Here is a 12535-nt window from a genome sequence, read left to right as displayed (position 1 = left end):
TTCCATTCACGATTAAGATTAATAATTATGAAGCTCACATTAAAAGTTTGGCGCCAGCAGAACAGCCAGGAAAAAGGCCGGTTTGAGACCTACCAGGTTTCAGATGTCTCCAAAGACATGTCTTTCCTGGAAGTGTTCGACGTGTTGAATGAGCGTTTGATCAACGAAGGAAAAGATCCTATCGCATTTGACCACGACTGCCGTGAGGGTATCTGTGGCATGTGCTCCATGTATATCAACGGCCGCGCGCACGGCCCCTGGGATGAGACCACCACCTGCCAGCTGCACATGCGCGCGTATAACGACGGCGATACCATTGTGGTAGAGCCCTGGCGCGCCGCTGCTTTCCCGGTGATCAAAGACCTGACGGTAGACCGTACCGCCTTTGACCGCATCATCCAGGCCGGCGGTTACATCTCCGTAAACACCGGTAACGCGGTAGACGCCAATGCCATCCCGATCGACAAGCACGACGCGGATGCGGCCTTCGCAGCAGCAGCCTGTATCGGTTGCGGCGCCTGCGTAGCCGCCTGCAAGAACTCTTCCGCCATGCTGTTCACTTCCGCCAAGGTATCCCAGCTGGCGCTGCTGCCGCAAGGTCATCCCGAGCGCAAGCAACGCGCGCTGAACATGGTGGCGCAGATGGACAAGGAAGGATTCGGTTCCTGCACCAACACCGGCGCCTGCGAAGCGGAATGCCCCAAAGGCATCTCCCTCACCAACATCGCGCGGCTGAACCGCGAGGTACTGGTGGCAGGGCTCAGCTCCGAATAATCTGTACTACTTACTATAGGCAATGCAAAAAAGAAGGTTGCATCAGGGAACTGGTGCAACCTTTCTTTTTGAATGCTTTTGAATGGCATTTGAAGAGCATTGGAATGGCTTTTGAATGACAGCCGCTTTTTTATTAACTTGTTGAACGTTACCTTCTCATCAAAACGTTTTATATGTCTGATAATTCCCGCAGGAAATTCATTAAGCAGCTGGGCAGTGCCGCCGCTTTGATGGGCGCCGGTCCACTCGGCAGCCTGGCCGCCACGCCGGAGAAAGCATACCTGTTGCAGGCGGATAAACCTGTTTCTTCCAATGATAAAATTCGTATAGCCGGCATCGGTATGGGCATCATGGGCTTCGGCGATGTGAGCTGCGCCCTGAAAGTGCCGGGCGTGGAGCTGGTGGCCGTGGCAGACCTGTACACCGGCCATCTTGAAAAGGCAAAGTCCGTGTACGGCCAGCATATTTTTACTACCCGCGATTACCGCGAAGTATTGGAACGGAAAGATGTGGATGCCGTGATCATCGCCACGCCGGACCATTGGCATGATACGCAGGCCATTGCGGCGATGGAAAAAGGAAAGCATGTGTACTGTGAAAAACCGATGGTGCAGCAGATAGAAGAAGGTCATGCGGTGATAGAAACGCAGCGCCGCACCGGCAAAGTGCTGCAGGTAGGCAGTCAGCGCGTGAGCAGCGTGGCGCTGGCGGAAGCGCGCAAACGTTACCTCGCGGGAGACATCGGGCAGCTGAACCTGGTGGAAGCGAAAATTGACCGGCACAGCGCACTCGGCGCCTGGCAATATTCCATTCCGCCGGACGCCAGTCCAAAGACCATCGATTTTGACGCCTTCCTGAAAGATACGCCCAAAGTGCCTTTCGACCCGGTGCGGTTCTTCCGCTGGCGGAACTACCAGGCCTATGGCACCGGCGTTCCCGGCGACCTGTTCGTGCACCTCATCACCGGCCTCCATTTTATGATCGGCTCAAAAGGCCCCGAACGTATTTTCTCTTCCGGCAACCTGGTACAGTGGAAAGATGGCCGGGACGTACCCGACCTGATGACCGCCATTTTCGATTACCCGGAAACGAAGGACCACGCCGCTTTCCAGATGACGCTGCGCGTGAACTTCGCGGACGGCGGCGGCGGATCGGAGTTTACCCGTCTTATTGGTACGGAAGGCGTACTGGAACTGGGCTGGAACGATTTCAAAATAAAGCAGCATAAACTGCCGGTGGCGCCGGGCTACGGTGGATGGGATACCTACAACACCTTCACCAAAGCGCAGCAGGAAGAATTTGTAAAACAATACAACGCCAAATACAGCGCGGCGGACCGCGCCGAAGTGAAGACCGAAGAATCCGCTTTCCGCGCGCCAGAAGGGTATGACGACCGGTACGATCACTTCGTGAACTTCTTTGAATCCATCCGCTCGGGCAAACCCGTGGTGGAAGACGCCACTTTCGGCCTGCGGGCCGCTGGGCCGGCGCTGGCGGTGAATGAAAGCTACTTTAAAAAGAAGGTGATCAACTGGGATGCGGAGCGGATGAAGATCGTGTAATTTCCTTAAATTTATTCATCCTAATCCTGCTTTATGAAAAAATTAATCCCATTTACCATCGTGGCTATCACAGCCTGTAACACAAATAACAAGCAATTGGAGCAAATACACGCAACGCCTCCCGTGGCCGAAAAGATCAAAAAAGAAATGACGATCCACGGCGACACCCGGATCGATAATTACTACTGGCTGAACGAAAGGGAAAATCCCAAGGTCATCGCCTACCTCACCGCCGAGAACAAATACCTGGACACCATGCTCTCGCCCGTGAAGGAATTACGGGAAAAGCTATACGAAGAAATGCGCGGCCGCATCAAGGAAAAAGATGAAAGCGTACCCTATTTCCAGAACGGATATTTCTACTACACCCGCTACGAGGAAGGCAAGGAATATCCCATCTATTGCCGCAAGAAGGGCAACGAGGCTTCCGTGGAAGAGATCATCCTGAACGTGAACGAACTGGCCAAAGGATATGCCTATTACAGCGCCGTGGGCCTGAACGTGAGCCCTGACAACAAGCTGCTGGCCTATGGGGTAGACACCGTGAGCCGCCGCAAATATACCATCTACGTCAAAAACCTGGAAACAGGGGAGCTGTTGGGCGACGCCATCCCCGAAACCACGGGCGGTTCCACCTGGGCCAACGATAACAAGACCTTGTTCTATACCCGGAAGAACCCCACTACGCTGCGTTCCGAGCGGATAGAAAAACATCTGCTCGGCACAGATCCGCAGACGGACAAAACGGTGTTCTTCGAAAAGGACGAAACCTACAGCACTTACGTTTACAAAACAAAATCAAAAAGATACATCGTCATTGGCAGCGGCAGCACGCTTTCCTCCGAATACAGGGTGCTGGACGCAGACCGGCCGGATGGCGAGTTTAAAATTTTCCATCCCCGCGAAAAAGACATGCTGTACGACATCGATCACCGCGGGAACAAATTTTTCATCGTCACCAACCTGGACGCGAAGAATTTCCGCCTGATGGAATGCCCGCTGGACAAAACCTCGAAGGAACACTGGAAGGAAGTGGTGCCGCACCGCACAGACGTGCTGCTGCAGGGCATAGACGTGTTTAACGATTACCTCGTGCTGAGCGAAAGGAAGAACGGCCTCACGCAGATCAGGGTGATGAACACCACCACCCACCAGGAGCATTACCTCGATTTCGGGGAACCGGCCTACACTGCCTATTCCTCCGTCAATCCTGAAATGGACACGAAAGTATTGCGCTACAGCTACACTTCGCTGACCACACCATCATCCACCTACGACTATAACATGGAAACGAAGGAAAAGGAGCTGAAGAAGCAACAGGAGGTGATCGGCGGATACGACCCGAAAGAATACGTAACGGAAAGGCTTTTCGCTAAAGCCACAGACGGCACGCAGGTGCCCATTTCGCTGGTGTATAAAAAAGGATTTGAAAAGAACGGCCAGAAACCCCTGCTGCTGTACGGCTACGGCTCTTACGGCAATTCTATGGAAGCAACGTTCAACTCCAACCGCATCAGCCTGCTGGACCGCGGCTTTTGTTACGCCATCGCGCACATCCGCGGCGGGCAGGAAATGGGCAGGCACTGGTATGAGGATGGAAAGATGTTTTCGAAGAAGAACACCTTTACAGATTTCATCGACTGCGCGGAATATCTGGTACAGCAAAAATATACCAGCAAGGAACATCTGTACGCGCTGGGCGGAAGCGCCGGCGGCCTGTTGATGGGCGCTGTCGTGAATATGCGCCCGGACCTCTGGCATGGTATTGTAGCAGCCGTTCCCTTCGTGGACGTGGTCACCACCATGCTGGACGAAAGCATTCCCCTTACCACGGGCGAGTTTGATGAATGGGGCAACCCGAAGAACAAGGATTCCTACGAATACATGAAATCCTACTCCCCGTACGACAACGTGGAGCAGAAAGCCTATCCCAATATGCTGGTAACCACCGGCCTGCATGATTCACAGGTGCAGTACTTCGAGCCGGCGAAATGGGTGGCCAAATTGCGGGAGATGAAAACGGACGATAACCTGCTGCTGATGGAAACGAACATGGAAGCAGGCCACGGCGGGGCGTCGGGGAGGTTCAGGGCGTTGAAAGAGGTGGCCCTGCAGTATGGGTTCCTGTTATACCTGGAAGGTATTACGAAGTAATGGTCTTTTTCAGCCGCATCCCCGCCAGTATCAGCAAAAAGCCAAACAGCAACGCATAGATCCCCAGCCACCACGCGATCACTACAACACCCGCCAGTGGCTGGGCAAACAGCACGATCCCGAAAGCGATCGAGAAGATCCCTGCTACCACCAGCATCCATTCATTTTTCAGCTCTTTCCGCAAACGGATCGCCAGCACGATCTCCAGTATCCCCGTAACAACAGACCACAAAGCGATCAGGGTCACGAGGAAAACAACCGTAATGCCCGGCATGAACAGCGCTACCAGTCCCGCCGCAATCCCCAGCAGCCCTTCGAGCACCAGCACCCACCAGTGACTGTCCCGCTTCATGATCCGGAAGCCGTGCACCAGGGAGAAAAGCCCGTCCACGAACAGGTAGGCGCCGAGGAAGACCACGAGCACGGACAGGGTGAGGGCCGGCCAGATAAAGGCCAGGATGGCGAAGATCACAGCCATAACGCCGCGGAGGACAAACAGCCACCAGTATTTGGCAAGATGTTGGATCATATGATCAATTTTTTGTTTGTATAGATAACAGCAGGTACCGGAAGATTGTTCCCGGAACCATTAATATTTCGTAACTTTGCGGCTTCAAATTTTAACAGATTCAGTAATGATCAGTGTAAAAAACGTAACGCTTTCTTTCGGCAAACGGGTGTTGTTCGACGAGGTAAACCTCAACTTTACCAAAGGGAACTGCTATGGCGTGATCGGCGCCAACGGGGCAGGTAAATCCACTTTCCTCAAGATACTTTCAGGGGAAATAGAACCCAACAAGGGTACCGTGGAGATCACCCCCGGCGAGCGGATGTCTGTGCTCAAGCAGAACCACTACGAGTTTGACGAGGTGACCGTGCTCAATACCGTGCTCATGGGCAATAAAAAGCTCTGGGAGATTGCGCATGAAAGGGACAGCATCTATGCGAAGGAAGACTTTACGGAAGAAGACGGCATGCGCGCAGGCGAGCTGGAAGCGGAATACGGTGAAATGGGCGGCTATACGGCCGAAAGCGATGCCGGTGTAATGCTTGGCGACCTTGGCGTGAAAGAAGAGCTGCACGGTACACTGATGAAAGACCTCAGCGGTGCGCTGAAAGTGCGTGTGCTGCTGGCGCAGGCGCTGTTCGGCAACCCCGACATCCTCCTGCTGGATGAGCCCACGAACCACCTGGACGTGGAGACCATCGGCTGGCTGGAAAACTTCCTGGCTGATTATGAGAACATCGTGATCGTAGTGAGCCACGACCGTCACTTCCTCGATGCCGTTTGTACGCACGTGGCAGACGTTGACCGCGCCAAGATCAAGATCTTCACCGGTAACTATTCCTTCTGGTATGAATCCAGCCAGTTGATCGCCCGCCAGATCAGCGACAAGAACAAGAAGATGGAAGATAAACGGAAAGATCTGATGGACTTCATCGCACGATTCAGCGCGAACGCTTCCAAATCCAAACAGGCCACTTCCAGGAAGAAAGCCCTGGAGAAGCTGGTCATCGAAGACATCGAGCCGTCCAGCCGCAAATACCCCGGCATCATCTTCAAGCAGCTGCGTGAAGTAGGCAACCAGATACTCAACATCGAAAAGCTGGAGAAAAGCGTGGACGGCCGCAAGCTGTTCAGCGACGTAACTTTCTCCGTAAATAAAGGCGATAAGATCGCATTCCTCTCCAAAGACCACCTGGCGCTTTCCACCTTCTTCGACATCATCAACGGTGATCAGCAGGCGGACAGCGGCAAGCTGGAATGGGGCACTACCGTTACCAAAGCGTACCTGCCCGACGACAACGCCGAGTTCTTCACCAGCGATTATAACCTGATGGACTGGCTGCGCCAGTACGTGCCGCCGCATGTAACGGATGTGGATGAGCCCTTCCTGCGCGGCTTCCTCGGTAAAATGCTGTTCAGCGGCGACGAGATCATGAAAAAAACATCGGTGCTGAGCGGTGGCGAAAAAGTACGCTGCATGGTGTCCCGCATGATGCTGCAGGACCCGAACGTGGTGATCCTGGACGAGCCCACCAACCACCTGGACCTGGAATCCATCCAGTCGTTCAACGAAAGCATGGTGAACTTCAAAGGCATCGTGCTCTTCACCACGCATGACCATACGTTCATGCAATCCGTGGCCAACCGCATCATCGAGATCACGCCATCCGGCATTATCGACCGCCTGAGCACCTTCGATGAATACCTCGAAGACGAGCGTGTGAAAACGCTCCGCGCCGAAATGTACGGAGAGCAGGTCACTGCATAAAAGATAAAAAAGGAAAGAGCGAAGATCAGTCTTCGCTCTTTTGCTATTGTGTACTTTTTTGGGTTCTAACTGCTGGCGGGCCAGCATCTATCTAAAGGTATTCTTCTATCACTTTCATTTTGGAGCGATCCAGCGGCTTGGTGATGTAAGCCATCAGCTCCGGCGTCCGTTTCACTTTTTCCATGTCCTGGATATTCATGGAAGAGGAGCACATAATGATCGGCACATCCTGCTGCGTACGCTGTTTCAGCTCGCGGTACGCTTCTATGAAATCCCATCCGTTCATCCGCTGCATATTCATATCCAGGATGATCAGGCAGGGCAACTCGGCAAAAGACCCCAGGTCTTCTATGGCATCTTCCGCGGAAAGAAACGAATTCACCACCACATCCCATCCCTGTAAGCCGAACATCTTCTTTACAATAAAGTGGAAAATCTCATCATCGTCAATCACATAAACTACTTTATTCGTATTTGCCATGTCTTTTGGTATTATGAGGAAGGGTCATCTCTGCTGTAAATGCTGGTGCAAAGAAAATTAATTTTATTTTATTTTTATATATATTTTTTATTCAATAACCAATCTTTAACATTCCTGATAACATATTTAAATGAAAAAAGGCGCAGCTTTCGCCGCACCTTTCTTACTATGAATGTTGGATTGCTCTATGCCTGTTTAGTTGAAAAGACCGCCCTTTTTCAGGTTCACTTTTCCTGAACCTATCTTGAAGCCGTCCTGGTAGATCTCTACGGTATAATCGCCCGGTTTGAAATCGGAGTTTTGCTTCCAGTCCATGCTTACGGACTGGCTGGTGCCGGTGGTGTAAGATACCATTTTCTTAACGGTGTAGAGTTTCTCGGTGCCGTCTTCCAGTGTGAAGCGGCCGCTGCCGAGGGCTTCTACCGCCAGCGGTGAACCGTCGGGCGCCGTGATGGCTACGAAGATCTCTTTGTCGCCGGTGGTGGCAATGCGGTTGTCCACATCAAACGATACCCGCATCATGTCCGCGCGTTTGGCTTTGGAAGTCACTTCTTCCTTGCCGTTCTTGCGTACGTTGATGGGGGAGAGCTGGATGTTGGAGGCATGCAGCACGGAACCTAGGTCCACCTGCTTGCCGAGGCTGTCTTTCACCGTTACCACGGAGTCACGCTCCTTGCGGGCGAAATCGCGTTCGCCGGTGATCACCAGCTTTTCACCTTCCAGTCTTTCGATGGTGGCTACATAAGACTCGGTGCTGGATTTCAGCTGTTCAATAAGCCTGCGCGCTTCGGCAAGTTCCGCCTGCGTGGCGTTCCTGTTGGAAAGGATGCTGCTGATACGGTTTTTCATATCGGCAATTTCCTTGTCTTTACTTTTCACCAGGCTGTCCATGCGGCTGTTCTGGGAGATCAGGTTGTCCAGGCGCGCACGTGCGGCATCATATTCGGATTGCAGTTCGTTGCGTGAATTGTTCAGCGTGTCCAGCTGGTTGTCTTTGATGGCAATTTCCTTGCTGGACTGGCTTTTGTCGTAATACATATACCCCCAGGTACCTACCAGGGCGGCGATCAGGATGCCGTAGATGATACCGTTTTTGTTGCTTTTTGGTTTTTCAGATCCGGAATTACTGGGCGTACCAGCATTGAAAGTATTTTCCGTCATAATGTTGTCGTTTTATTTTAGATTGTTTATATGGGTAAAATTTTTCCGAAAAAAGCAGAACGTTAAAATTTGCTTAAATTACAAGTTTTAAACTTTTTGGCTGTGCTGAATAACGTCGCCCTCGATCAATTGCTCTTGTTAGACATAGAAACCACCCCGCTCACTGCTGCCTTTAATCACCTGCCAGCCGGGCTTCAGGCTCTCTGGTTGGAGAAAAATGCAAAAATTGCGCCAGATTCTGAAGAGGAGGGGGACCATTACTTTGAAAAAGCCGCCCTCTATGCCGAGTTCGGAAAGGTGGTCTGCATCTCTGCGGGTTTTTTTCATGTGGAAAATGGTCATTATCAATTACGTATCAAATCTTTTTGCGGAGATGACGAGAAAGAAGTATTAACAGGCTTCCTCGAACTTGTGCATAAGTTCTTTACAAAATATCCCCGGTTCCAGTTTGCCGGGCATAACATCCGCGAATTTGATATTCCATATCTTTGCCGCCGCACGCTGATAAACGGCCTGCTTTTGCCGGCGCCGATGCACCTGCACAACCTCAAGCCCTGGGAAATGCCGCTGCTGGACACGATGCAGATATGGCGTTTCGGGGAATTCAGGAATTACGCTTCCCTGAACCTGCTGGCTACCGTGCTGGGCATTCCTACGCCGAAAGACGACATCAACGGCGGCATGGTGGGCAAAGTTTACTGGGAAGAACGCAACCTGCCGAGGATCGTGGAGTATTGCCAGAAGGATGTGCTGACGGTGGGGCAGCTGCTGCTGAGGTTCAAGGGCCTGCCGCTGCTGGAAAATGAAAATGTGCAGATCGTAAGATGACGAAAGGCTGCCGGTGATGGAAAAAGGAAGATGACGAATATAAATTAGAAAATGGAATACCAGGATATCATCAGGGATTGGAAACAGCAAAAATTCCGGCCGCTCTACTGGCTGGAAGGCGAGGAGGATTTTTTTATCGACCAGGTGGTGGAGTACGCGGAGCACCAGCTGCTCAGCGAGGCGGACAAAGGTTTTAACCTGACCGTATTGTACGGGAAGGATACGGACTGGGCCACCGTTATCAACGCCTGCCGCCGGTATCCCATGTTCGCGGACCGCCAGGTGGTGATCCTGAAAGAAGCGCAGGCGATGCGCGACATCCTGAAGCTGGAAGCTTACATCGACAAACCGCTGGAATCCACCGTTTTTGTGGTGGCCCACAAACAGGGCAAAATAGACGGGCGCAGCAAAATGGCGAAGCTCATCAAGGACCGCGGCGTGATGCTGTCCACCAAAAAGCTGTACGACAACCAGCTGCCCTCCTGGGCGGAAGCCTACGTGCGCAGCCAGGGGCTTGCCATATCGGAGAAAGCCTGCATCCTGCTGGCGGACCACATCGGCAACGACCTGTCCCGCATCGCCAATGAAATAGACAAGCTCCTGGTGAACCTGCCGGAAGGCAAGAAGATCGATGAGAACGATATTGAAAAATACGTGGGCATCAGCAAGGAGTACAATGTTTTTGAATTGCAGAACGCGCTGGGGCAGCAGGACATGCCGAAAGTAATGCGCATCATCAGATATTTTTCCGCCAACCCCAAAGCCGCGCCTATCCAGATGGTGATCCCGGCGCTCTATAATTATTTTTCGAAGATCAGCCTGTTATTCGGTGTGAAAGGCGGGGAAAAGGAAATGGCGGCCGCGCTGGGCGTACATCCTTTTTTCCTGAAAGATTACACGGCGGCTGCCCGCAAGTTCGGGCCGGAAGGAACGGAAAGGGCGATCCTTTTGCTGCATCAGTACAATCTGCGGAGTATCGGTATTAACGACGCGGGGAATGAGGACGGGGAACTGATGAAGGAGCTGGTGTTCCGGATGCTGCGGCCATAATTATCCCGCGATCACCCGCGCTTTTTCCACATCATCCTTCATCTGTAAAACCAATGCGTCTACAGAATCGAATTTTTTGTCTGAACGGATATAATCCAGGAAAGACACGCGGATGTTCTCCCCATAGATCTCTTCATTAAAATCCAGGATATATACTTCTATGCGCAGCTCGGCGCCGTTGAACGTGGGCCGGGTGCCGATGTTAAGCGCGCCCTTGAAGCGCCGCCCGCCGGTTTCTACCGTTACCGCATACACGCCTTGCGCGGGTATCAGCTTGCGCCCGTCGTTCAGGTGGATATTGGCGGTGGGAAAGCCCAGCTGACGGCCCATTTTATCGCCATGCACGACCGTTCCGTTCAGGAAATAGGGATAGCCGAGCAGTTCGTTAGCCAGCTGTACGGCGCCGTTCTGCAGGCTTTGCCGGATCTTGGTGGAGCTGACGGTGAGATCGTGCACCACCTGCGGGGGGATCTCCAGCAACTGAAACCCGAACTGCTGCTGTTCGGCCTCCAGCAATTCCAGCCCGCCTTCGCGGTTATGCCCGAAACGGTGGTCGTACCCGATGATGATGGTATGCGGGCGGAAAGTGCGGATCAGGAAATCTTCGAGATAGGCGCGGGCGGACAGTTCGGAGAACGCTTTGGTAAAAGGCACTACCACCAGGTGATGGATGCCGCGTTGTTCCAGCAGCCGGATCTTTTCGTCCAGCGTAGTAAGCAGGCGCACGTTTTTGTCATGCGGCGCGAGCACTTCCCGCGGATGCGGATCAAAGGTGATGATCACCGTTTCGCCGTTGCAGGCTTCCGCAGCTTCCTGCAACTGCTGCAGGATGTACTGATGGCCGCTGTGCACCCCGTCGAACGTGCCGATGGTGATAACGGCATTGCGGAAATCCGGTAAATGGTGTAAATCCCTGTGAACCTGCATGGCTAGATGATCATATTTGCAAAAACGCCGTGCAAATCTATTACTTTTGCACTTTATTACAACATCAAAGGAACATCGTGGACCAAAACCTTTACGCCAAAAGAGGCGTTTCAGCCGGCAAGGAAGATGTGCATAATGCCATCCGGCATATCGACAAAGGGCTATTCCCCCGCGCTTTCTGCAAGATCATCCCGGACATCCTCGGCGGTGACGCGGACTGGTGCAATATCATGCATGCGGACGGCGCAGGCACCAAATCCTCCCTCGCTTACGCTTACTGGAAACAGACCGGCGACCTGGGCGTATGGCGCGGCATTGCGCAGGATGCCATCATCATGAATACGGACGACTTGCTGTGCGTGGGCGCTACCGATAACATCCTCCTTTCCTCCACGATCGGCCGTAACAAAAACCTCGTGCCCGGCGAAGTGATCGCCGCGATCATCAACGGCACGGAAGAAATACTGGAAGAGCTGCGCAGCTACGGCATGGGCATCTATTCCACCGGCGGGGAAACCGCCGATGTGGGCGACCTGGTGCGTACGATCATCGTGGATTCCACGGTTACCTGCCGCATGAAACGCGCGGACGTGATCTCCAACGACCGCATCCAGGCGGGCGATGTGGTGGTGGGACTGGCATCTTACGGCCAGGCTACCTACGAAAGGGAGTATAACGGCGGCATGGGCAGCAACGGCCTTACCTCCGCCCGTCACGACGTATTTAACAAAACCGTAGCGGAAAAATTCCCTGAAAGCTACGACCCCGGCATTCCGAAAGAGCTGGTATTCAGTGGCAGCAAAGCGCTGACGGACATGATAGATATCCCCGGCGTGGGAAATATCACCGCCGGCAAGCTGGTATTGTCGCCGACCCGCACTTATGCGCCGGTGATCCGCCAGGTGCTGGAGCAATTCCGGCCGCAGGTGCACGGCATGGTGCATTGCAGCGGAGGTGCGCAAACCAAGGTGCTGCATTTCATCGAAAACCTGCACGTGATAAAAGACAACCTTTTCCCGATACCGCCGCTGTTCTCCCTGATACAGCAGCAATCCGGCACCGGCTGGAAAGAAATGTACCAGGTGTTCAACATGGGGCACCGCATGGAGCTGTATGTGCCGGAGCATATTGCGGAAGACATTATCCGCATTGCGCAGACTTATAACATAGAAGCGCAGGTAGTGGGGCGGGTGACGGACAGTCCCGCTAAAAAAGTGACGGTGAAAAGCGAAGCTGGAACTTTCGAATATGAATAATTGAAAAGGCCGCCGCCACCGTAACTTTCTTTTTGTCAGCTATCCGCTGAAAGAAAAATTACAGTG

Annotated in this window: 11 protein-coding genes; 7 read left to right on the top strand and 4 right to left on the bottom strand. The window is 52.9% G+C overall.

Annotated features, from left to right (window positions below):
- The first annotated feature begins 27 nt into the window (after positions 1-27).
- The 3 genes from CCY01nite_RS00655 to CCY01nite_RS00645 all read left to right on the top strand — a co-directional run bounded on the left by CCY01nite_RS00655 (position 28) and on the right by CCY01nite_RS00645 (position 4490).
- On the top strand, positions 28-774 hold the full coding sequence (locus CCY01nite_RS00655; RefSeq protein ID WP_146857377.1) for a succinate dehydrogenase/fumarate reductase iron-sulfur subunit: 747 nt from the start codon (positions 28-30) through the stop codon (positions 772-774).
- Positions 775-947: 173 nt separating this feature from the next.
- The gene (locus CCY01nite_RS00650) at positions 948-2336 is read left to right on the top strand and encodes a Gfo/Idh/MocA family protein (protein ID WP_146857376.1); all 1389 of its coding nucleotides are present in this window, start codon (positions 948-950) and stop codon (positions 2334-2336) included.
- 33 nt (positions 2337-2369) lie between these two features.
- Positions 2370-4490, top strand: a complete 2121-nt coding sequence (locus tag CCY01nite_RS00645; protein WP_146857375.1) for a S9 family peptidase — start codon at positions 2370-2372, stop codon at positions 4488-4490.
- Here the strand turns inward: CCY01nite_RS00645 and CCY01nite_RS00640 are convergent.
- Positions 4480-5019: an HdeD family acid-resistance protein gene (locus tag CCY01nite_RS00640; RefSeq protein ID WP_146857374.1), complete on the bottom strand. Its 540-nt coding sequence runs from the start codon at positions 5017-5019 to the stop codon at positions 4480-4482. The genes CCY01nite_RS00645 and CCY01nite_RS00640 overlap by 11 nt on opposite strands.
- 106 nt (positions 5020-5125) lie before the next feature.
- Here CCY01nite_RS00640 and CCY01nite_RS00635 point away from each other — a divergent pair, with 106 nt between their 5' ends.
- A complete protein-coding gene (locus CCY01nite_RS00635) occupies positions 5126-6766 on the top strand; it encodes an ABC-F family ATP-binding cassette domain-containing protein (RefSeq protein WP_146857373.1) in 1641 nt (546 codons plus the stop codon).
- A 91-nt stretch (positions 6767-6857) separates the two neighbouring features.
- Here CCY01nite_RS00635 and CCY01nite_RS00630 read toward each other — a convergent pair whose 3' ends face one another.
- Both CCY01nite_RS00630 and CCY01nite_RS00625 read right to left on the bottom strand, forming a co-directional pair.
- Positions 6858-7247: a response regulator gene (locus tag CCY01nite_RS00630; RefSeq protein WP_146857372.1), complete on the bottom strand. Its 390-nt coding sequence runs from the start codon at positions 7245-7247 to the stop codon at positions 6858-6860.
- A gap of 195 nt (positions 7248-7442) precedes the next feature.
- Positions 7443-8408 (bottom strand): DUF8428 domain-containing protein, encoded by a 966-nt coding sequence (locus tag CCY01nite_RS00625; RefSeq protein ID WP_146857371.1) that lies wholly within the window; start codon positions 8406-8408, stop codon positions 7443-7445.
- A gap of 102 nt (positions 8409-8510) precedes the next feature.
- On the opposite strand from CCY01nite_RS00625, the gene CCY01nite_RS00620 reads away from it, so the two are divergent.
- Together CCY01nite_RS00620 and holA are read left to right on the top strand one after the other, a co-directional pair.
- Positions 8511-9236 carry a ribonuclease H-like domain-containing protein gene (locus CCY01nite_RS00620; RefSeq protein ID WP_146857370.1) on the top strand — a complete coding sequence of 242 codons (726 nt, stop codon included), beginning with the start codon at positions 8511-8513 and terminating at the stop codon, positions 9234-9236.
- Positions 9237-9287: 51 nt separating this feature from the next.
- Positions 9288-10286: a DNA polymerase III subunit delta gene (gene holA / locus CCY01nite_RS00615; protein WP_146857369.1), complete on the top strand. Its 999-nt coding sequence runs from the start codon at positions 9288-9290 to the stop codon at positions 10284-10286.
- Here the strand turns inward: holA and CCY01nite_RS00610 are convergent, their stop codons facing one another.
- Complete coding sequence (locus CCY01nite_RS00610; protein WP_146857368.1) at positions 10287-11213, bottom strand: bifunctional riboflavin kinase/FAD synthetase; 927 nt, start codon at positions 11211-11213, stop codon at positions 10287-10289.
- A gap of 77 nt (positions 11214-11290) precedes the next feature.
- On the opposite strand from CCY01nite_RS00610, the gene CCY01nite_RS00605 reads away from it, so the two are divergent.
- A complete protein-coding gene (locus tag CCY01nite_RS00605) occupies positions 11291-12469 on the top strand; it encodes an AIR synthase related protein (RefSeq protein WP_146857367.1) in 1179 nt (392 codons plus the stop codon).
- The last annotated feature ends 66 nt before the right edge of the window (positions 12470-12535 follow it).

This window comes from Chitinophaga cymbidii, assembly GCF_007992715.1.
Classification (GTDB): Bacteria; Bacteroidota; Bacteroidia; order Chitinophagales; family Chitinophagaceae; genus Chitinophaga; species Chitinophaga cymbidii.
This window is presented reverse-complemented; position numbering and strand designations above follow the sequence as displayed.